Source organism: Thioclava sp. IC9, assembly GCF_002213225.1.
Classification (GTDB): domain Bacteria; phylum Pseudomonadota; class Alphaproteobacteria; order Rhodobacterales; family Rhodobacteraceae; genus Thioclava; species Thioclava nitratireducens.
In genome coordinates this window covers 550225-569121 of the sequence record NZ_NBNX01000003.1, presented here as the reverse complement: position 1 = coordinate 569121, position 18897 = coordinate 550225, and the positions used below count along the sequence as shown (strand labels likewise).

General features: G+C 60.0%; 22 protein-coding genes and 3 pseudogenes. 18 read left to right on the top strand and 7 right to left on the bottom strand.

Annotation, left to right across the window (positions count from 1 at the left end):
• Positions 1 to 113 precede the first annotated feature (113 nt).
• Positions 114 to 2075 carry a heavy metal translocating P-type ATPase gene (locus B6V76_RS11315; protein WP_276206137.1) on the bottom strand — a complete coding sequence of 654 codons (1962 nt, stop codon included), beginning with the start codon at positions 2073 to 2075 and terminating at the stop codon, positions 114 to 116.
• 21 nt (positions 2076 to 2096) lie between these two features.
• A complete protein-coding gene (locus tag B6V76_RS20070; RefSeq protein WP_206184207.1) occupies positions 2097 to 2303 on the bottom strand; it encodes a hypothetical protein in 207 nt (68 codons plus the stop codon).
• A gap of 432 nt (positions 2304 to 2735) precedes the next feature.
• On the opposite strand from B6V76_RS20070, the gene B6V76_RS19720 reads away from it, so the two are divergent.
• Entirely contained in the window at positions 2736 to 3065 is a 330-nt protein-coding gene (locus B6V76_RS19720) for a hypothetical protein (RefSeq protein ID WP_141104912.1), read from the top strand.
• 310 nt (positions 3066 to 3375) lie between these two features.
• Here the strand turns inward: B6V76_RS19720 and B6V76_RS20180 are convergent.
• Positions 3376 to 3527: pseudogene (locus B6V76_RS20180) on the bottom strand (IS3 family transposase); the annotation flags it as partial.
• Between the two features lie 340 nt (positions 3528 to 3867).
• On the opposite strand from B6V76_RS20180, the gene B6V76_RS11300 reads away from it, so the two are divergent.
• On the top strand, positions 3868 to 4833 hold the full coding sequence (locus B6V76_RS11300) for a calcium/sodium antiporter (protein ID WP_088727450.1): 966 nt from the start codon (positions 3868 to 3870) through the stop codon (positions 4831 to 4833).
• A gap of 24 nt (positions 4834 to 4857) precedes the next feature.
• On the opposite strand, the gene B6V76_RS19960 is transcribed toward B6V76_RS11300, so the two are convergent.
• On the bottom strand, positions 4858 to 5133 hold the full coding sequence (locus tag B6V76_RS19960; RefSeq protein WP_088727449.1) for a hypothetical protein: 276 nt from the start codon (positions 5131 to 5133) through the stop codon (positions 4858 to 4860).
• 61 nt (positions 5134 to 5194) lie between these two features.
• Between B6V76_RS19960 and B6V76_RS11290 the strand changes: the two genes are divergently transcribed.
• From B6V76_RS11290 to B6V76_RS11280, 3 genes are read left to right on the top strand one after another with little or no spacing between them, the layout of a single operon-like run.
• Positions 5195 to 5614 carry an Rrf2 family transcriptional regulator gene (locus B6V76_RS11290; RefSeq protein WP_088727448.1) on the top strand — a complete coding sequence of 140 codons (420 nt, stop codon included), beginning with the start codon at positions 5195 to 5197 and terminating at the stop codon, positions 5612 to 5614.
• A gap of 12 nt (positions 5615 to 5626) precedes the next feature.
• Positions 5627 to 5926: a DUF6522 family protein gene (locus B6V76_RS11285; RefSeq protein ID WP_088727447.1), complete on the top strand. Its 300-nt coding sequence runs from the start codon at positions 5627 to 5629 to the stop codon at positions 5924 to 5926.
• Positions 5927 to 5952: 26 nt separating this feature from the next.
• Positions 5953 to 7419 carry a DUF305 domain-containing protein gene (locus tag B6V76_RS11280; RefSeq protein ID WP_233243203.1) on the top strand — a complete coding sequence of 489 codons (1467 nt, stop codon included), beginning with the start codon at positions 5953 to 5955 and terminating at the stop codon, positions 7417 to 7419.
• A 160-nt stretch (positions 7420 to 7579) separates the two neighbouring features.
• On the opposite strand, the gene hemN is transcribed toward B6V76_RS11280, so the two are convergent.
• Positions 7580 to 8935, bottom strand: a complete 1356-nt coding sequence (hemN, locus tag B6V76_RS11275) for an oxygen-independent coproporphyrinogen III oxidase (RefSeq protein WP_088727446.1) — start codon at positions 8933 to 8935, stop codon at positions 7580 to 7582.
• Positions 8936 to 9185: 250 nt separating this feature from the next.
• On the opposite strand from hemN, the gene B6V76_RS11270 reads away from it, so the two are divergent.
• From B6V76_RS11270 to B6V76_RS11245, 7 genes are all read left to right on the top strand, one after another.
• Positions 9186 to 9740, top strand: a complete 555-nt coding sequence (locus B6V76_RS11270) for a cytochrome c oxidase subunit 3 (RefSeq protein WP_088727445.1) — start codon at positions 9186 to 9188, stop codon at positions 9738 to 9740.
• Positions 9741 to 9856: 116 nt separating this feature from the next.
• Positions 9857 to 10006: a hypothetical protein gene (locus tag B6V76_RS19955; protein WP_166504583.1), complete on the top strand. Its 150-nt coding sequence runs from the start codon at positions 9857 to 9859 to the stop codon at positions 10004 to 10006.
• 591 nt (positions 10007 to 10597) lie between these two features.
• On the top strand, positions 10598 to 11074 hold the full coding sequence (locus B6V76_RS11265; RefSeq protein WP_240497849.1) for a group III truncated hemoglobin: 477 nt from the start codon (positions 10598 to 10600) through the stop codon (positions 11072 to 11074).
• A 15-nt stretch (positions 11075 to 11089) separates the two neighbouring features.
• A complete protein-coding gene (locus B6V76_RS11260) occupies positions 11090 to 11575 on the top strand; it encodes a hemerythrin domain-containing protein (protein ID WP_078523316.1) in 486 nt (161 codons plus the stop codon).
• Positions 11568 to 11912 carry a carboxymuconolactone decarboxylase family protein gene (locus B6V76_RS11255; protein ID WP_078523315.1) on the top strand — a complete coding sequence of 115 codons (345 nt, stop codon included), beginning with the start codon at positions 11568 to 11570 and terminating at the stop codon, positions 11910 to 11912. The genes B6V76_RS11260 and B6V76_RS11255 overlap by 8 nt, the downstream gene beginning before the upstream one ends.
• The gene (locus B6V76_RS11250) at positions 11912 to 12301 is read left to right on the top strand and encodes a DUF488 family protein (RefSeq protein ID WP_078523314.1); all 390 of its coding nucleotides are present in this window, start codon (positions 11912 to 11914) and stop codon (positions 12299 to 12301) included. The genes B6V76_RS11255 and B6V76_RS11250 overlap by 1 nt, the downstream gene beginning before the upstream one ends.
• Before the next feature lie 16 nt (positions 12302 to 12317).
• Positions 12318 to 13331, top strand: coding sequence for a nitronate monooxygenase (locus B6V76_RS11245; RefSeq protein WP_075777504.1), 1014 nt, complete (start codon positions 12318 to 12320; stop codon positions 13329 to 13331).
• Between the two features lie 358 nt (positions 13332 to 13689).
• Here the strand turns inward: B6V76_RS11245 and B6V76_RS11240 are convergent, their stop codons facing one another.
• The gene (locus tag B6V76_RS11240; protein ID WP_078523313.1) at positions 13690 to 14532 is read right to left on the bottom strand and encodes a LysR family transcriptional regulator; all 843 of its coding nucleotides are present in this window, start codon (positions 14530 to 14532) and stop codon (positions 13690 to 13692) included.
• A gap of 404 nt (positions 14533 to 14936) precedes the next feature.
• On the opposite strand from B6V76_RS11240, the gene B6V76_RS11235 reads away from it, so the two are divergent.
• On the top strand, positions 14937 to 15212 hold the full coding sequence (locus tag B6V76_RS11235) for a hypothetical protein (RefSeq protein WP_088727444.1): 276 nt from the start codon (positions 14937 to 14939) through the stop codon (positions 15210 to 15212).
• Positions 15213 to 15643: 431 nt separating this feature from the next.
• On the opposite strand, the pseudogene B6V76_RS20260 reads toward B6V76_RS11235, so the two are convergent.
• Positions 15644 to 15889 (bottom strand): annotated as a pseudogene (locus B6V76_RS20260) (transposase); the annotation flags it as partial.
• A 77-nt stretch (positions 15890 to 15966) separates the two neighbouring features.
• On the opposite strand from B6V76_RS20260, the gene B6V76_RS11225 reads away from it, so the two are divergent.
• From B6V76_RS11225 to B6V76_RS20170, 5 genes and pseudogenes are all read left to right on the top strand, one after another.
• Positions 15967 to 16395 carry a PACE efflux transporter gene (locus B6V76_RS11225; protein ID WP_088727443.1) on the top strand — a complete coding sequence of 143 codons (429 nt, stop codon included), beginning with the start codon at positions 15967 to 15969 and terminating at the stop codon, positions 16393 to 16395.
• Positions 16396 to 16397: 2 nt separating this feature from the next.
• Entirely contained in the window at positions 16398 to 17045 is a 648-nt protein-coding gene (locus tag B6V76_RS11220) for a 5-formyltetrahydrofolate cyclo-ligase (RefSeq protein ID WP_088727442.1), read from the top strand.
• An 899-nt stretch (positions 17046 to 17944) separates the two neighbouring features.
• Positions 17945 to 18234 (top strand): annotated as a pseudogene (locus B6V76_RS11215) (IS5/IS1182 family transposase); the annotation flags it as partial.
• Positions 18233 to 18412 carry a hypothetical protein gene (locus B6V76_RS20175; protein WP_240497848.1) on the top strand — a complete coding sequence of 60 codons (180 nt, stop codon included), beginning with the start codon at positions 18233 to 18235 and terminating at the stop codon, positions 18410 to 18412. The pseudogene B6V76_RS11215 and the gene B6V76_RS20175, both read left to right, overlap by 2 nt.
• A 120-nt stretch (positions 18413 to 18532) precedes the next feature.
• Positions 18533 to 18877, top strand: coding sequence for a 5-formyltetrahydrofolate cyclo-ligase (locus B6V76_RS20170; protein ID WP_276206135.1), 345 nt, complete (start codon positions 18533 to 18535; stop codon positions 18875 to 18877).
• The last annotated feature ends 20 nt before the right edge of the window (positions 18878 to 18897 follow it).

The window sequence follows — 18897 nt, the reverse complement described above, 5'->3', positions numbered from 1 at the left end:
GGGCGTCACCAGCCCGTCACCCTGAGCAAAGCCGGGAAACTCTGCCTAAGGGCGGTAGAGCTCTGGGGTGCGGATCAACACCAACCGGGCTCCGGTCGCGGCTGGATGAAAGTTCAGTGGCAGGTCACCTGGACCATCCTGTTCATTTCCATGTGGGTTCGGCTCATGCCTGCCAGAGCGTCGTGATCATCGGAATTTCTGCGAATACTCGCATAAATTTCTCGATCGTCGTGCATTTCATGTGGCAATAGCCTTTCGCTGAGCATGTGTTCGAGCGCCTCAAGATCGCGCCGCAGCTCCGCGGCAGTTGAATGCCGCGAACCATCAGCGACTGCATTGATGGTCTCGAGAACGTCCGCCAGCTCCCGATGCTCTTCCTCAAGCTTGGATAGCATCTTGGCAGGAATCTGCGCTTTCGTAAGGCGATCCCGGATCGGAGGGCCAAGTGCACGCAGGGCATTCAAAATGACTGCGACATCGATTGCCTCCTGAAGGATGGCACCCTGCACCGGCGTGAGATACCCGAGGGCCGCGACAACCATTGCCGCCCCGGACATTCCCATTCCGGCGTAGACGCTCTGCAGTGCAATTTGTCGAGATCGGCGGGCAATGGCTATTGCACTTGCAAGGCGGTCCAGGCGATCCAACAGGATGACCACATCGGCTGCCTCGGAGGACGCCGCCGCGCCTCTTGCCCCCATAGCGACCCCGATATCGGCAGCGGCCAAGGCCGGCGCGTCGTTGACACCATCCCCGACCATCATGACCGGGCCACGCGTCGCGCGCTCGGCCTCGACGATCCGGATCTTGTCAGCCGGCTTCATCTCGGAGACGACATAATCCACGCCAAGGAAAGAGGCTACATTCGCCGCGAGGTCTGAGCGGTCCCCAGTTGCAAGAACGATTCTTTCTGTCCCTGTATCTCGCAGTCGACGTAGAACGGTTCCGGCTTCTGGTCGGACTTCGTCTGCAAATAGAAAGGCGCCAGCGATCTCGCCGTCTATCGCGACAAGAACGCTTACAGTCCCCGATCGCCGAATCCATCGGTCGAGTTCTGTTCTGAAGTCGGACTGCGTCACCTGTCCGGCTACGAAATCCCAACCGCCGACAACGATGTGCCTACCGCCGATCTGACCCTCGACTCCCGCTCCGGGAACTTCCCTCACCACCGAAGGCGCCACGAGTTCGAGCCCGCGCTCCCGAGCGGCGGCGACGAGCGCTTCTGCGATCACATGTTGGGATCCCTGGTCCACAGAGGCTGCAAGACGCAGGATCTCCTTGGGGTTCGCGTCATGTGGCACCTTCAAATCGACGAGGCGGTTGCTGCCTGCGGTCACCGTGCCGGTCTTGTCGAATAGGACCGTGCGGACACGCGCCAGTGTTTCGAGAGCGCCGCCCCCCTTGACGAGAACCCCTTTAGCAGCGCAGCGCGAGACCCCGGAAATGATGGCAACTGGCACCGCCAAGATTAGCGGACAGGGCGTCGCTACGACGAGAACCGCGAGTGCCCGGTCAGGGTTTCCGCTTACGATCCACGCGGCGCCGGCGAGCGCAAGTGTCAGCGGGAGGAAAGCGAGCGCGAACCGATCGGCCATCCGGGCGATGGGTGCCTTCGACTTCTGTGCCTCTCGCACCAGTCGCACGATCCCGGCATAGGTGCTCTGATCCGCCGCGGCCGAGACCTTGAGGTCGAAGGGATTGCCAGAATTTATGGAACCGCTCAGCACCGTCTGAGCCACTCTGCGATGAACTGGAATGGCCTCGCCTGTAACCGCTGACTCATCGAGCAATGCGGACCCCATGACGACTGTTCCGTCAGTTGGCACACACTCACCATGCCGAACAAGGAGGCGATCCCCGATCTGAATATCCTCGATTGATACTTCTTCGACGCCACCATCCCGATATCGTGCTGCCGTGCGCGGCAGACGGCTCAGCAGGGCGGTCAACTCACGCTGCGCGCGACGTTGGGCGAGGTCCTCGAGCGCCTCTCCCCCCGTGAACATCACAGCGATGATTATACCCGCCAGGTGCTCACCGAGCAGAAGTGCCCCCCCCATCGCCAGTGCGGCAATAAGGTCGAGGCCAAGTTCTCCTCACCTGATACGCGCGCCGATCGAGATGACAAGCGCTAAGAGCGCGACCACGGTGCCGGCGGCCCATGTCACATCTGTCAGATCCGACCGACCGGTAAGATAGGCTATTCCGCCGACACCCAGCGATAGTGCGACCAACGGCAACAGCATTCGCTTCGTGGCCATAGCGATTGCTTCGAGGCGATGATGATCCTTCTGGGTCTCCATGTCTGAGCCTCTGTTCTGGAGCGTCGCTACGGTAGTGGATCCCTGGACCGCCGCTTTGATCCTGAGCAAGCCAACTCTTCTTTACAATCACTTTAGGGGAGGACCCTTCTTTGGTCATGTCGTCTCGCTCCCGATCACGATCGAGATAGCCCGTGTGTGCGGCTTCCGCGGCTACCAGCTTACCAATTTGCGCGCTGACATCGGGCTCGAGATGTAGCTGATCTGAAGGTCACAATAACTGTCCCGGACGGCGCACCCGACCTCGGTCAATTGCTCTATGGGCTTGGTGCGTCTCGTAGAGAGCAAGCCGAAAATCTGGAAACGAACCTCTGCTCCGTCCGCTGCGCGGTTGCCCGACTTGCACAATCGCTGTTCTTTGAAATGAACGGCAGGTTTGGAGACGCCGCGTCGCGGCGGTCAGGAGGCCGGCCGATGACTGGTATGGGCCGTTCACTGCTCCCAAGCAGGAAAGGCGGAACGCGGTCTTTTTCTGCGCTTTACACCAATGTTTGCTACGCGAAGCAACGTCTTCATATCGACAGCATTCGTGACTCGGTCTTTCCTGGCTTCGCGCGCGCTCCTAATGACGAAACGGGCTATCGAGGCGAAGATGCGCAGAGGCGGCGCACCAGCCAACTGAACGACGATATGACGCCGCATGGCGGTGGTCCTGCAACGAGGGCACCGCCAGCATTTCTAAACTCAGTGCGGCAGCCTGTTTTCGAGCGCGCGCTGCCCTCGTTCGGCGCTGTGCAAAAGTAAAGGCCATTGAGGCTGCGACACACCCAACGGCCTTTTCAACCCAACTCTCGATGAAAGGTTATATAATCAATTTAGAACAAAAACAGTCGGGAATCAATACGCCTCTGCGCTTACCTGCGCGCGGGGGCCAGCTGGCCTATCATACTGAGAACCTTTCGATGAGATTTTCGAACTCCTCATCGGTGCCTTTACTAAGTGGGCTGTCGTTGACCACCTGGCCTGCCATGGGATTTTTCCACGACCATCGATTAGAGTCCAACCCAACTTTGATCCGCTCCCCAGTGCGCCCCCCGCACTCGAACATATCGGACGCGCCTTCGAGCAGGGTCCGTTTCAATTGATGGATCATCGTCGGATGCACCCCGAACCGGCTCGCCAGCTCGGCCGCTGTCTCTTCACCCTTCAGGCTTCTAGCGCGACCTTTGCCTTGGACTCGGGCGCGTGCTGCGTGCGTTTCGACATCTCTGACCTCCTTCTCGGCGAAGATCAGCAGACCGCAAATCGTAGCTTATTTCAGTGTCCGAATTTCGGGGCGGCTCCGACTTATATCAGCATGACCGAGTTACGCGTTCCGAGAACCACGATTGTCGGCCCACGTCGGGAGTGTTTTCTGAAAGAGCTGATGAGGAGGCTAAGCTCAGGAAAAGATGAAAGACAGACTAGCTGGATCAATGCACTTTGGCGGTATACCGACCGGTCCGCTCCTGAATATGCAGCCTTCCTATTCTTTTCCTGTATCCGGCGGACTAAGTCATGGCGAAACGTCTTCTTAGGCGAGCACAACTTTGGGGCAGAAATAGAAATGTTGCATGACCTCCTCCTAGTGGCTGCCGGCCTTGTTCTCCTTTTTGTCGGCGGCGAAGGGCTCGTGCGTGGCTCGGTCGCAATTGCCGAGCGCCTCGGCATATCTAAGCTTCTAATCGGTCTGATCATTGTCGGTTTCGGCACATCGACACCGGAGTTGCTTGTTTCCGTGAACGCAGCCATAGACGGCGCGCCTGAGATTGCTTTGGGTAACGTTGTAGGCTCGAACATCGCGAACATTCTGCTCATTGTCGGCGTGGCAGCAGTTATCACACCGATCCTCGGCTGGGCGCGAACAGCTCTGCGCGAGGCGCTGGTCGCAACACTTGTTTCGCTGGCGACCTACGCTCTTGTTCAGGGTGAAATCATCACTCGGATCGAAGGCATCGCAATGCTTCTCGTCCTCACGGGTTACCTCTTTTCCAGCTACTGGTTGGAAAGACGCAACCGCCGGGCAACGGCATTTCAACATGAAGCAGAGGAGTTCGAAGACATTCCGCTACCGCGACCTTGGCTTGCGTCGCTCTTGGTCATTGTTGGCATTGCCGCTCTGGTGTTCGGAGCGGACTTACTGGTCGAAGGGGCAGTAAACATCGCCCGCGAGTTCGGGGTGCCCGACGCGGTAATCGGTCTATCGCTCGTGGCCATCGGAACGTCGCTACCAGAGCTAGCCACCAGTATAGTCGCGGCGATCCGGCGCCACCCCGATGTGGTGCTCGGCAACGTGATCGGCTCGAATATCTTTAACATCCTCGCGATCCTCGGCGTCACGGTTGTGATCCAGCCGATCGAAGTCAGCACACGCTTTCGCGAGATTGATACCCCAGTCATGCTGGCGTCGTCTCTCCTAATGCTGGGCTTGCTCTTCGCTACTAAGAAGATTGGTCGTGTGTGGGGTGCGCTGATGTTGGCCGCCTATGCCGCATATATGGTGCTCTTGTTTTCCAACGGGATTGCCAGCTAGCTTTTCGAACAGCGGGGCGTTCGTTCATCCAAGACATTGGAACAGAGATCGCCCGGTCAACGGCCGCGCCTCAAGGCGACGACGACGGTGCTCGACTTGAGCGAGACATTGCGTCTCGTCGCCAGCTTCTAGACGGTCGAGGCGGAGGACGACGTCTGCGATCCAGACCTCGCCCGACTGGCGGCGCGGCTCGCCCTTCTGCATTTCGAGCGCGCCCTCGACACCGGCGTCCCGGCCCCGCTCACGGCCCTCAGCGACCGCGAGCGCGCCTGAATATGACTGACTCGACACGAAGATCATTGCGCGATCGTGGCTAATTCTATAACAAGCATTTCTGATGCTTGTTTGTTGGAGGCACCATATGCGCCTGACCAGTTTCACAGATTTTGGCCTCCGAGCGCTGATGCGGATGGCCAGCGCGCCGGAGCGCGCCTTCTCGACGGCCGAGATCGCCGATGAGTTCGGTATCTCTCGCCACCACCTGAATAAAGTCATTCAGCGCCTGGCCCGGCACGGCTTCGTGACCACGCGGCGCGGGAGCGGTGGCGGCGCAATGCTCGGCCAGCCCGCTCACGAGATCGTTCTTGGAGACCTCGTGCGACTTCTCGAGCAGGACCAGGCCATTGTCGAATGTTTCTCTCCTGACGGCGCGTGCTGCATTACCCCTGTCTGTGGCCTGAAGGGTAGACTCCACGCCGCAGAGGCCGCGTTTTTGGCGGAACTCGATCGTTCGACGCTGGCAGACATCGCCTTGCCGGCCACTCTTCCGGCTACGGTCTGAAAGGAAATAGTGATGCGTAACGTGTCTTTCACCACCGAGGGTTTCACGGTCGATGCAGAACTCGTTGGACGCGCTTTCGGCCTTTCACCATCCGATGTTCTCGCGAAACTCCGCGACGGCGAAGTCACAAGCAGATGCGAGGCCGGTGTCGACGACGATGCCGGGCGGTGGCGGCTGACCTTCTACTTTGGCGGTCGCGCGCTACGCCTCGTTGTCGATGAGAACGGCACGATCCTGTCACGCGGCACCTTTCCCTCACACGCACCCGTTGCGGCTCCGCGCGACCTTGCGACGACCCGTTCGAAAACCTGACCATCAATCCCCACCGGAAAGGGACGATGATGCTACCCTCTCTCCCCCGCAAGCTGAGCCATGGCGCTTCCCTTGCGATCTTTAGCGCGCTTACACCAGTTGCGGCCTCAGCCCACGTAAAGTGGTTCGCACCCTATATCGTCGGCGCAGCTCCGGCCCCTATCACGCGGACGCTGACGGATACTTGGTTCTGGTCCGGGATCGTGTTGGTGCTGGTCTTTTTCATCGCGACGCGACTGGTGGAGCGCACGACCGTCGGAGTGGCTGCGCTCGATGCAATGGATAGCCTTTCTAATCCCCTCTGGCTGGAGCTAGACAATTTCGTTCGAATTGTCGTCGCAGGTTTTTTTGTTGCTATCTTCGCGGTGGGAGGCGTTTACCTCACGCCTGATCTCCAGACTCCTGCGGAATGGGTAAGCTGGGTCCAGCTCCTGATCGCCCTTGGCATCGTTTCGCGTCGCACGCAGCCCCTTTCGGCGGCGGGTATCATCTTCCTCTGGGTGCTCGCTCTACGCGACTACGATCCCTTCCACCTGCTCGACTACCTCGCGCTCGGCGTCGCCGTGGCGACTTACCTGGTCCTCGAGGCGGCCGATCGTCCTGAATGGCGCAAGCATCGCTTCGAAGTCCTCCGCTGGGGTGTTGCCATCGCGCTGATGTGGTCGAGCCTCGAGAAGTTTGCATATCCTGAATGGTTCTATCCGCTCGTGCAGGAAAAGCCTTTTCTCACCTTTGGCATTCCGCGCGACATGTTCATTCCGATGGCTGGGGTCGCCGAGTTCACAATGGGCTTCGGTCTGCTTGCGACCCCACTCGTGCGGCGACTTTCAGCGATAGCGCTCTTCGTGATCTTCAACTCTGCAGTCTATCCCTTCGGACGGATCGACCTCATCGGGCATGCACTGATCATGGCCATCATCGTCGTGATTGCGGTCGATCATACGCGTGAGCTGCACTTCTGGTCTTGGATCAGGCGCGCCCTCCTCGGGGTCCCGATCGGTCTTGCATCTGCACTGGTGATCTTTGCGACCGCCTACTGGGGTCTGCATGCGGCTTTCTACGGCACCGACGTCCAGACGATGGCGCAAATCCGAGCCGGAGAGGGACAGATGGCAACACATTCGTATTCGGCCGAGCATCCTCACGGACCACAGGCTGAAGTCACGCTACGCGATCGCGGAAAAGATCCAAAGATCGATATTTCGAAGCCGATCAAAGCAGCTTCAGTAACCGCCGCCTACGAGGTCTCGATGAAGAGTATGCGCCAGGACATGATGGCGGGCATTCAGCATGACGACCCAGACGCGGCCTTCGTGTTGGGTATGCTCCCCCACCACCAAGGCGCGCTTGATATGGCTAAGATCGAACTGGCAAGCGGAACCGATCCAGAAATCCGCGAGCTCGCCCGTCACATCATTGCCGACCAGCAGCAAGAAATCTCCGCGATGCGGGCTTGGTTGCGCAAGCAACAAAACGAGACGCCCGACGAGTGATCCAACGCAGCCGGAGTGGTCGCCAGATGTCGCCCCGGCTGCTTTTTCCTGAAAACGAGCCGGCTAGCGTTGCGCCTTGTAGGCACGTTTCTCCACCAGCCGCACCATGTAGATGTGCCACTGAAGCAGAGCGGACATTTTCCGATGGCGCGCCAAACTTTCAGGACGCGCGCGAATAGCGCACACCCTCGGGCACGTGCTGATCGAGAACCGAAGCGATCATCCGTGTTAACGGGCGACCTTCCGGTGCAATGGCGATGCGCTTTCCCGTAAGCCTTGCGAATGGCGCGAAGCGCGTGGCCATTTCCGTCAGGCACGGTAGCAGCTTCTGGGCATCGGTGCCGAACTCCTGGCTCAAATCGTCAAGATCCACCGCGAACCGACACATCAACTCCTCGATCGCCCGAGCGCGCAGCTGGTCTTCGGGGCTTAACTGGTAGCCACGAGCGCCCGGAAAAACACCGGTTGCGATCCGCTGCTGATACGCGGCGGTCGCGGGCGCATTCTGGACATAACCTTCCGAAAAGCGCGAAATCGACGATGCCCCGAGCCCTATGAGGGTGCTGCATGTGTCGGTCGTGTATCCTTGGAAATTGCGGCGCAGTCGTCCGGCCTCGAGCGACGCCGTCAGAGTGTCGTCGGGGCGCGCAAAATGGTCGATGCCGATAGCTGTAAGACCGGCTGCAACAAACAGTTCTCCAGCGCGCGTGACGAGGTGGTAGCGCGACAGATCGTCCGGCAGCGCCGCTTCGTCGATCAGCTTTTGCCGTTTTGAAACCCAAGGCACATGCGCGTAACCAAAGAGCGCTACGCGGTCCGGCGTAAAGGTGAGAACCTTTTCAATCGTGTCTTCGATGCGCGCGAGGCTCTGGTGCGGGAGGCCATAGACCAGATCGGTGTTGAGAGAGGCGATGCCGGCCGCGCGCAAGTCTTCGACGCACGCGCGTGTGGTTTCGAACGGTTGCAGGCGGCCGATTGCTTTCTGGACTTCAGGATCGAAATCCTGAATGCCGATCGACGCGCGGTTCATGCCTTCGGAGGCGAGAGCCTCGATCTTCGCGCGATCGACCATGGTCGGGTCGATCTCCACCGAGAACTCGAACTCCTGAGCTGGTGGAAACACACGGCGTATCGATTCCGAGAGACGATGTATCAATTCCGGCGGCAGGATGGTGGGCGTTCCGCCACCCCAGTGAAGGCGGCCCATTTTCAGGCCGTTCGGTATGATGGCGCGCACCATTTCGAGCTCTGCCTCGAGCGCCTCGATATAGCTTTCCACCGGGCCAAGGGTTTTCGTGCCTTGTGTGTGACAGGCGCAGAACCAGCATAGCCGCTCGCAAAACGGGATGTGCATGTAGACCGACACAGGCTCGCTGGGGTCCAACTGTTCAAGCGCATGGCGTTGAAAGGACGCGCCTGTGTCGGGCGAAAAGGCCGCCGCAGTCGGGTAGGACGTGTAACGCGGCACGCGCGCATCGAAGAGGCCAAGGGCCCGAAGTGTTTCTGTGTGTTCCATGCCCTATTATCAGACAGACAGAAGCGGGCTTCTTTGCTGTGGCTCAAACTAAATGTGCGACCATGCGGCCGGTGGCCGCACAGGTCTCATCGTTCCGCGGCGAAACGGACAGAAGGGCATCGAGTCATCTTGTGTGTGGTAATTGGTATTTACAATACGTATTCGAATAGTGCAGTGAGAGATCATGACGACGAAGGTTGAAGCCGATTGAGTCGTGACGGGCCGAAGGCTCTTGCAAAGGTCTTGCTGAATGACGGATCAAACTCAAACTGCATTGGACGAGTTGCCCGGCGATCTTTTGATGTGGGTTCTCATTATCAGCGAATTGCTGGTTTTCGGGGCGGGGTTGATCGTTTTCTTGTCGGTGCGGATCACTGATCCGACGGGCTTTGCCGAGGCGCAGAATGCGCTGAACCGGACTGCCGCTGCGACCAACACGATTATCTTGCTGACGAGCGGCTTTTTTGCTGCCCTGGCGTTGGATCTGAGGCAATCGGGTAGACGTAACGGCGCACGCGTTTCTCTTGTTAGCGCCGCGTTGCTTGGCGCGGCGTTTCTGTGGATCAAGGGCGCCGAATTCGCGTCCAAGGCTGCGAACGGCATCGTCTGGGACACGCACCCTTTCTTCAATTTCTATTTCCTGCTGACCGGATTTCACGCCGCGCATGTCGCAGCCGGCATCATCCTGTTACTGCTGGTGGCGTGGCGCGATCATGTGGGAAATATCGAGGATGCGACCGCGTTCTGGCACATGGTCGATCTGATCTGGGTGTTGCTCTTTCCAGTGGTCTATCTCCTGCAATGACACGCCGGTCCCTCTATATCGCCCTCGGCACGCTTGTTCTCCTCACCCTTGGCTCGTCCTTGCTTTCATTCTCGGGGGTCTGGGCCAAGTGGCCAGGGGCGGCAGCGGTGGTCGTGATGGCACTTGCCTGGCAAAAGGCGCGGATCATCCTCGGAAAATATCTGGGATTGGTGCAGGCGCCCGCTTGGCAGCGCGGCTTCGATGTGGCGCTGACAGGCGTGTGCCTCCTGTTGCTGGTGCTCTATCTCGCGCCACTGGGGCTATAGGGAACCCGCTGGTCTGTTCGGTAACGACCATCGAACCTGCATTTGCAACGCTCGCCTGATGCGCTCTGCTCCTCGAACAACCTGATGTGAGCCGGTCCGATTGGACAACCCCCGTTGCGCGAATTTCGCGACGAGAGGTGCGGGCATCAGGCCGTCGCTGCCATGACGATCCGACGATACCCAGCTTCGCCGTGATAGAAGCCGTTACTTAGTCCGACCTCCCCGCATAGGGCGGCAAGGCGCGCAAGTAATTCAAATATTCATTGTGAGCCGCGACAATTCGCCCCACCTCTTCCGCCGATAAAGGCCTGCGCGTGTTGATGCGCCACGCAGGAAGCCCAGACCAAACCTTCGCCAGGGACGAGGTGCTGAAGGGTTTCGTGTCTTCTGGCTACGGTCCGAAAACGTAACCCCTGCACCCTCTTGAGCATCAAGGATTCAGCCGAGGGCGTGCGGTCGGGAAGACCAGATTCGCGGACGCTTGCCATCCGGCTCGAAATGCTCCGCCCGTAATTTGCGAGAATGCGAAGTTCATGGGCATCCTACACTCACCGCAATAGGTATTTACAATGCTTATTTTGTGGAGATAGCATGAGCCTCAAGTTCAAATTCTCGGGGGATCCCATGTCACCTGCTGATCGACAGATCATATCCGCGCGCCCCGAAACGACCGCTGCGATCATGGCGCAAACGGGTTTGGACGAGGATAAACTGACCCAGTTGGTGCATCGTTTCTACGACAAGGTGCGTGCTGATGCGGTTCTCGGGCCGATCTTCGCCTCCAGGATTTCCGACTGGGCGCCGCATTTGCAGCGGATGGTGGAGTTCTGGTCTTCGGTCGCACTCATGACCGGTCGTTTTCACGGCGCCCCGATGCAGGTCCATGCGTCCTTGCCAGTGGAATGGGATCATTTCGAACGGTGGCTGATGCTGTTCCGCGAGACCGCAACCGAGACCTGTCCCCCCGAGGGGGCCGCCCATCTCATCGAACGCGCCGAGCGGATCGCGCGCTCGCTGCATATGGCGGTCGAGAACGCCACGCCCCGAACCGTCCCCTCTTTGCTCTGACCAAAGGATACCAACATGACGAGACCGCTACCCCCGCAAGATTCCGCCAGCCTCACCCGCTACATCGAGGCAGAGTATCACGCCAAGCATCGCACTCAATTGCCTGAACTGGCGGCGCTCTCGGAAAAGGTGGAAACCGTCCATGCCGGGCAAGCAGATGTCCCTGCAGGGCTGTCCGCGCTACTGCACCGGATGATCGGCGAGCTCGAAGTCCACATGAAGAAGGAGGAGCTGGTTCTGTTTCCCGCCATTCGCAACGCGGCACCGAGGCTGGACGGGCCGATCGCTGCGATGCGCGCGGATCACGACGACCATGAGGCGGAGGTCGGACAGATCCGGCAATTGACAAACGATCTCACATTGCCGGACGGTGCATGCCAAAGCTGGACGCGGCTCTATGCCGGGGTCGGTGAATTTCTTGAAGACCTGGCAGCCCATATTCGGCTGGAAAACGACGTGTTATTCCCGCAATTCGAAACCAAAGGCGCAGGCCATGTCTGAGATGTATCTTCCCAACCCAACTAAGGATCTCTTCGAGCGGCGTCATGCCTTGGCGCCGAAGACCGAGGACGCCTTCCGCGCATTTTCGAAAGCGGTGTTCACTGAAGGGGCGCTCGATGCGCGCAGCAAGCAGCTTATCGCCGTGGCCGTCGCGCACGTAACGCAGTGCCCATGGTGCATCGAGAGCCATGTCAAAGCCGCCCGGCGTGCGGGCGCCTCGGACGAACAGGTCATGGAAGCGATTTGGGTCGCCGCGGAAATGCGCGCCGGCGCCTCTTGGACCCATGCTCTGAAAGCAGTTGAGATGATCGGCGACACGGACAAGCCGGACAGCTGATGCCGTCAGCAAGCCCCCCCACCTCCGAAGCTCCTGGCGAGCTTATCCGCGTCAAGCGGATCTATCGCGCGGCACGCGTGTCAGATGGCAAGCGGATATTGGTCGATCGTCTCTGGCCGCGCGGCATGGCGAAGGACCGCGCCAGACTGTTTCACTGGTGCAAGGAGATCGCGCCGAGCGACGAATTGCGGCGCTGGTTCCACGAGCACCCTGATAGGTGGCAGGAGTTCACCACGCGTTATGAGGCGGAACTTGCCGCTCATGACGATTTGGTCCGCGAGCTCGCCGGATATGCACGCGAGAACGTCGTTACGCTACTTTATGCTTCAAAGGACGAGGCACATAATAACGCCGTCGTGTTACGCGATTACCTGCGCCAATGGTTATAGAACGGGAGGAGCAAGCATGACGGACCAGCCAATAAACCCGCTGCACACACCGCTTTGCGACCTGCTGGGGTGCGCCCAGCCAGTTCTGCTGGCCGGGATGGGCGGCGTTTCCCGCTGGGAACTGGCCGCCGCCGTGGCCAATGCGGGCGGTTACGGGATTTTGGGCATGGTGCGCGAAGACCCAGCCCTGATCGCCGCAGAGGTTACTGCGCTGCGGGACGCGACTGACCGACCTTTTGCCGTCAACTTGATCCCCGCGGCGACCGAACCAGCGCTGCTCGATGCGCAGATCGCCTGCTGTCTCGATCTTGGCGTGCCGGCCTTCAGCTTTTTCTGGGACGTGATGCCTGACGTGGTGGCCCGCGTGAAACGTGCCGGTTGCCTTGTTCTGCATCAGGTCGGCACGGTCGAGGCCGCGCGGATCGCCGAAGAGGCCGGAGCGGATGTGATCATCGCGCAGGGCGTCGAGGCGGGCGGTCACGTGCATGGACGACACCCGGCTTTCGGGCTGGCCGAGCAAATCCTTGCGCAGACCGACCTGCCGGTCGTCGTCTCCGGAGGGATCGCAACGGGCGAGGGCCTCGCCGCCGCGTTGACCATCGGCGCCGATGGCGTGCAATGCGGCACGGCCTTTCTGGCGACCGAGGAATCCTTCGCTCATCCCTATCACAAATCCCGAATCACGGAGGCCACCGGCGACCACACGGTTCTGACCGATGTTTTCGTTCTGAATTGGCCCAAGGGCGCTGCGGTGCGGGTGATCGCCAATAGCGTGACCGAGAGCCTGGACGGACATTACCTCGGCCACGACCCTGACAGTCTTCCGCGCGAGGCCATCGCCCGCGACGGCGAGCAGCCGCGCCTGCGCTTCAGCACGGATTCGCCGCTGCGAACCACGACCGGCGACTTGGAGGCGATGGCACTCTATGCGGGTCAGGGTGTGGGTGCGCTCAACGATGTCCCCACGGCCGCTGCACGTCTGGACGGCATGGTCGCGCAGGCCCGTCATCTCCTGGAACACCCGTTTTGACGTGCTTTTAAGTCGAAGCCGTGAACGACGAATTCAAGAGCTCAGCTGCCAAGGTTGCTTTTGCTCACCACCTCGCTTTGCGCGCCGGTCAGAGAACTGGCGCGACTGCTTCCCGCGTGGATGGTCGTCTAACGATCAGTTATGGACCCTCGGTCGCGGCATGAAGCCTCTGACAGACATACTCGGTTCGATCGACCAAAGGGCGGACGAAACCTTGCCGGAAGGAGTTTTTTCGATCCCGCGAAAGCACTACGCAGCGAGCCCGAACGCGAGGTGACCGATCGGGAATGTTCCAGCAGGATACCGAACGCGAGCGACAGGCCGCTGGGAAAGGACAAGAGCGGAAATTGATCGCAGATCAAGGCGCCACAAGGCCAACCATCAAACTCTGGACCATCGGATCAACAAGCGCTTTGTTGCGATCCTCGCGGATCACGATCCACGCCGGCAATTCGAACACTGGCGCACCGGGCACCGGGAACAGGGCGCCGCTATCGATCTGGTGTTCGACCAGACGCCGGGGAAAATAGCCGCTGCCGCCATTGAGCTTGAGATATTGAAGGCCGAGCCAGGCGATGTTGGCCGAGAGTGCAGGACCGGGAAACTCCGGAAAGCCAGCGCGGAACTGATTGTCGAATTCCGGGCCCCACTCGACATGGATATAGCCGTCAGGCTGCATGCTAGCGGTCGGTTCGGTAGAGACGAGCACCAGCTGTTCAGTAAGCAATGGCAGGAGCTCGAGCATCGGACGGCGCTGCGGGGTGAACATGACTCCGATATCCATCCGCCCGTCGACCAGCGCCTGCATCAGTTCAGGCTCGAAGCCGATTTCGGAATGAAACGAAACTCGGGGATGGGTCCGCTGGATATTGGCGAACCATTTCATCATCAGCCCTTCCCACAGGCCGAAGCGCGCACCGATGACGACACGCGCGCGGAATTGTCCAGGAAGGCCGACGTCGTGCCGCGCGCGTTCGAGGGCTCGCACCATCTGCGCTGCATGCTTCAGGAACCGGCCACCGCCCGCAGTCAGCGCCGCGCCGGCCTTGTTGCGAGTGAAAAGCCTGGTGCCCAACTGATCTTCGAGTGCTCGGATACGAGCGCTCACGGTTGACTGGGTGACGTGAAGCCTTTCGGCGGCCGCTACGAAGCTGCCGGTATCGGCGACGGCAAGGAAAGTTCGGGCATGTTCGATGTTCATGGATCCCCCATGTATCGCATTTGCGAATATCATATCGCATTTATATTTGCTTTCCCAATATTATGAATCGCGCAATACTTGAAGTCCGCGCTTCCCTCGGACGACCGGAAGATGACCGGCATATGGATTAAACGAGCTTACCGGGCCGCAGGGTTTCCGGCAGTCAACAGCGTCTCTTGGATCGCGTCTGGCCGCAAAGCGTGGCGTGGGAGAAGCTGCCGGGGTCAGAAGCTCCGAAAACCGCGGAGCCTGGAACTCCGCCGCAGGCTCCGACACGCCGCGGGCCGGTGGGCAACCTCGAAGCCGCGCATTGGGCAGAATTCGGCGCCCGCCCGACCCGCGCTATAGATCTATGCGACTGACGTTGCGCTGAAAGAGTATCTCGAAAGGAGGTTCGCAAGGCCATGAGAAACAGCGATTTGAACGGAGCGAACAGCGTGACGGGGAGCGATCCCGCCGCGCCGAAGGAGGAGAGCAATGACGGGCGGAGGCCGTGCCCGACCCCGGGAGAATGTCGGCTCATGGCTGGGCTCGGGCTTTCGTTGGCCGGCATCACCCTCATCACCTTCGGCGACACGGGCATTGCGGGGCCATGGGCGCACAGCGTTGGGGTCAGCGCGCTGACCACCGGCCTGCTGCTGTGGGGAGCGGGTGCCATTCGACGCACGCTCGAACTGTGAGGCCGGCTCCCACTCGAGGCACCGCGCACATCGTCCGCTGTGCTGACCGCATCAGCAAACAGCCGTTTGAGAGATCCCAGCGTGATGGAAGACAACGATGGCCGCGGCATCGGGATGCTCTCGTCTCCGCACTCATTCGCGGTGGAGTTCGCAGTGGATTAGCTCGGCCCGCCGATGGTTAGTCGCGAATAGCCGCGTGCGTCGCGGCGCGTCGACCGAAGATCATGACAACGAAACAGTGGACCAGAGTGACATGGAAAATGGAATGAGTTTCGAAATGGTGATCGGTTGGCTTTTCGGCCTTCTTATTCTGGTGTTGGTGGTTTTGACCATAGCAGCGCTGATCAAGTGTCTACAGAAATAGCGAAAGAAGAGGCCAGTAGCCCCCAAAGCAGCATCGGCACGGTCTCGGCACAGGGCAGCACGGTCTAGGTCTTGATCCGGCGGCGGAATTCCTCGTTCAGGCGTTTGATGGCGTTTGCGGTCTTGGCCGATTTCCATTGCGACGGGTCGAGCCTGCTGAAGGTGAAGAGGCGCTCGCCAGCTTCCTTGAGGCTGTCCTCCGCTGCCCTGCACTTGAGATGCACAAGATCGGCGAGGGCCGCACCGAGAGGTTGGACATCGTGACCGCGCGACGTGCGCCCATGCTTGAAAAGCGGACGCACGGGTCCCACCATAAGGCTTCCCGGGGATGACCTCGCCCAATCACAAGCTCTGCACGCTGGACCGCGTGACCCACGATTGAACATTTTCCATGCGCAGCACCCCAGACCGTATCCGCCAAGCCGTGAGCTTTGAAATCATCGGCCTCCTCATCGTAACGCCGCTTTTCGCCTGGGCTTTCGATCATCCGATGGAGGAAATGGGCGTGCTGGTCGTGCTTGGCGCAACAGCGGCTACTGCCTGGAACTATCTTTTCAACCTGGCCTTCGATCATCTCCTGCTCTGGCGTCGTGGCGATGTCCGTAAGACTATGCCAATTCGGATCTCTCACGCGGTGCTTTTCGAGGTGACGCTGCTTACCCTGCTTCTGCCGGTTTTCGCATGGTGGCTCGACGCTTCCCTGCTGACCATTGTCGTGATGGAACTGTCCTTTGCAGGCTTCTACCTCGTCTACGCCTTCGTTTTCACTTGGGGATACGATACGATCTTTCCACCTCAGAAACGTGAGCGGATGGCATAGATATGGATGACGATGCTACCGGAGGAGCCCCCGCCTGCTTTGCCCATCTTCTGGTCGATGGGCACCTGGTCGATCCCGAGGCGGCACGCGATGTGGCGCGATTCAGACGGGCGGAGCGCGCTCGGCTTGTGGCCGCGCGGGCCTTGTCCGCAGAAGATCGAGAGCGCGCGACCGACCGGCTGATTGACGGTCTCGACCTGATAGTTCCTCTCGATGCCCGCATCACCGCGGCTGTCTATTGGCCGATCAGGGGCGAGCCGGATCTGCGGGGCTGGATGGGCAAGGCACATGAGGCCGGGGCCGAAATTCTGTTGCCCGTCGTCATCGAGCGAGATGCGCCGCTCGAATTCCATACGTGGTCCCCGGCGTGCCGGATGGTGCGCGGCGCCTGGAACATCCCCGTGCCGGCCGCAGGCGAACTCCGCACGCCCGACCTCGTGATCGTCCCCCTTGTCGGTGTCGACACGACGCTTCATCGCCTCGGAAACGGGGGAGGCTATTACGACCGGACGCTCGTTCGTTTTGAGAAAAAACCGCGGATCGTCGGCATAGGTTTTTCGGGCTGCGTCTTGCCGACCATCTACCCGATGCCTTGGGATGTGCCGATGGACGAGATCCTTCTGTCGGATGGAACCCATTTGACGAGATAGTGCAGAGAGGAACTGTGTCGCTGCCTCGTCACGCCTCTAACCACAATCGGACCTGACCCATTCCCGCCGCTTTACGCCCGATCAGCTAAATCTGGCGGGCTTGCTGGCAATAAGCTGGCCGGCTGAACTGGCCGCTGTGGGGCCTTCGCCTGCCGGACAATGCTGCACGTCGCCGCCAAATGCTGGTTCGGAGGCATTGCGCGGCAGCAATGGCTGTCGCGCGAATGTCCACAAAAGGCCAAAACCGACGAGTCGGGTTGTTCGGGGCGGGCGGAATGCGGTCGTTCGCTGCGCTTTACACCGATGTCTGCTACGCGAAGCAACCTCTTCATATCTACCGAATTCGTGACTCAGTCTTTTCTGGCTTCGCGCGCTCCTAACGACGAAACGGTCTATCGAGGCGAAGATGCGCAGAGGCGGCGCACCAGTCAACTGAACGACGATATGAGGGCGCATGACAGTGGTCCTGCAACGAGGGCGCCGTCAGCATCTCTAAACGCAGCGCGGCAGCCTGTTTTCGAGCGCGCGCGGCCCTCGTTCGGCGCCGTGCAAAAGTAAAGGCCATTGAGGCTGCGACACACCCAACGGCCTTTTCAACCCAACTCTCGATGAAAGGTCATGCGATCATATTTAGAACAAAAACAGTCGGGAATCAATAGGCCTCTGCGCTTACCTGTGCGCGGGGGCCGGCTGGCCTATCATACTTAGGACCTTTCGATGAGATTATCGAGCTCCTCATCGGTGCCTTTGCTAAGTGGGCTGTCGTGGGCCACCATCGCTAGGTTGCCATCGCGTATCTACTTGAGGGCATTGGCGACAACCGGCGATACCTCTTTGCCGGTCAGCTGTTCTACCGTTTGGACGATGAAGCTTATGACCGCACGATGTGCTAGTGCCCAATTGACTACAAGCGGGTGCTGAGCAGGATTATCTTCGTCAGCCGCAATGGCTTGCGCAGGTGCGACGCTCCTGCTGCTTATGGCCCCCACAAGACGCTCTACAGCCGATGGAGGCGTCGGAGCGAAAAAGGCATCTTCGCGCGAATGATGTCTGGGCTGGCGTCGGAACACGGCGGAGAAAAGGCCGTGATGATCGACGCGACATACCTCAAGGCCCATCGAACGGCGACCAGCATGGCCGCCAAAAAAGGATGCGTGGCCGTCTAATTGGTCGGACCAGAGGCGGCATTGACCTGCCTCCGAGGTCGTCCGGACTATTTCGATTCGCTGGCCGTCGATCGCGAACAGGCCCGCGACGTGGCCCGTTGGCGAAAGGCCGACCGCGGCCGCACTGCGCGTCTGGCTCTGTCGGTTGCAGAGCGCAAGGAGATCGGCGAGCCGCTGGCCGGCATCTGCGGCAGGTATTGAAAGACGGCTTCGGCGGGGCACCAGGCAAGGTCTTTTCCGCCTACTGGCCGATCAAGAGTAAACCCGACCTGCGCCAACTGATGGCCAAGCGTCACAAGACCGATCACCGTCGCCCTGCTATTGGTCGACACCAACGCGGACCCGCTCACCTTTCGCCGCTGGACGCCCGATACCCGCATGGCGCGCGGCGACTGGAACATTCCCGTCCCGCCTCCGCACGCTCGGATCGTCACGCCCGATATCGCAATTGCGCCGCTCGTCGGCTGGACCACAGAAGGCTATCGCCTCGGATATGGCGGGGGCTATTTCGACCGAACTCTAGCCGCGCTGGAACCGAAACCCTTTGTCGTCGGTATCGGGTTTCAAGAGGCGCGCCTTCAGACCATCTTCCCGCAACCTTGTGACATCCCGCTCGATCTCATCGTGACCGAGAAAGGGATCCAGACCGTGAGAGACGTGGTCTGAGCCGCATCCAGGTCCCAGGC

Bases quoted from the DNA above. Each gene is read 5' to 3' on its own strand.
- B6V76_RS20070 (WP_206184207.1), bottom strand. From the start codon at position 2,303: ATGGAGACCCAGAAGGATCATCATCGCCTCGAAGCAATCGCTATGGCC.
- B6V76_RS19720 (WP_141104912.1), top strand. From the start codon at position 2,736: ATGACTGGTATGGGCCGTTCACTGCTCCCAAGCAGGAAAGGCGGAACG.
- B6V76_RS11300 (WP_088727450.1), top strand. From the start codon at position 3,868: ATGTTGCATGACCTCCTCCTAGTGGCTGCCGGCCTTGTTCTCCTTTTT.
- B6V76_RS19960 (WP_088727449.1), bottom strand. From the start codon at position 5,133: ATGATCTTCGTGTCGAGTCAGTCATATTCAGGCGCGCTCGCGGTCGCT.
- B6V76_RS11290 (WP_088727448.1), top strand. From the start codon at position 5,195: ATGCGCCTGACCAGTTTCACAGATTTTGGCCTCCGAGCGCTGATGCGG.
- B6V76_RS11285 (WP_088727447.1), top strand. From the start codon at position 5,627: ATGCGTAACGTGTCTTTCACCACCGAGGGTTTCACGGTCGATGCAGAA.
- B6V76_RS11280 (WP_233243203.1), top strand. From the start codon at position 5,953: ATGATGCTACCCTCTCTCCCCCGCAAGCTGAGCCATGGCGCTTCCCTT.
- hemN (WP_088727446.1), bottom strand. From the start codon at position 8,935: ATGGAACACACAGAAACACTTCGGGCCCTTGGCCTCTTCGATGCGCGC.
- B6V76_RS11270 (WP_088727445.1), top strand. From the start codon at position 9,186: ATGACGGATCAAACTCAAACTGCATTGGACGAGTTGCCCGGCGATCTT.
- B6V76_RS19955 (WP_166504583.1), top strand. From the start codon at position 9,857: ATGGCACTTGCCTGGCAAAAGGCGCGGATCATCCTCGGAAAATATCTG.
- B6V76_RS11265 (WP_240497849.1), top strand. From the start codon at position 10,598: ATGAGCCTCAAGTTCAAATTCTCGGGGGATCCCATGTCACCTGCTGAT.
- B6V76_RS11260 (WP_078523316.1), top strand. From the start codon at position 11,090: ATGACGAGACCGCTACCCCCGCAAGATTCCGCCAGCCTCACCCGCTAC.
- B6V76_RS11255 (WP_078523315.1), top strand. From the start codon at position 11,568: ATGTCTGAGATGTATCTTCCCAACCCAACTAAGGATCTCTTCGAGCGG.
- B6V76_RS11250 (WP_078523314.1), top strand. From the start codon at position 11,912: ATGCCGTCAGCAAGCCCCCCCACCTCCGAAGCTCCTGGCGAGCTTATC.
- B6V76_RS11245 (WP_075777504.1), top strand. From the start codon at position 12,318: ATGACGGACCAGCCAATAAACCCGCTGCACACACCGCTTTGCGACCTG.
- B6V76_RS11240 (WP_078523313.1), bottom strand. From the start codon at position 14,532: ATGAACATCGAACATGCCCGAACTTTCCTTGCCGTCGCCGATACCGGC.
- B6V76_RS11235 (WP_088727444.1), top strand. From the start codon at position 14,937: ATGAGAAACAGCGATTTGAACGGAGCGAACAGCGTGACGGGGAGCGAT.
- B6V76_RS11225 (WP_088727443.1), top strand. From the start codon at position 15,967: ATGCGCAGCACCCCAGACCGTATCCGCCAAGCCGTGAGCTTTGAAATC.
- B6V76_RS11220 (WP_088727442.1), top strand. From the start codon at position 16,398: ATGGATGACGATGCTACCGGAGGAGCCCCCGCCTGCTTTGCCCATCTT.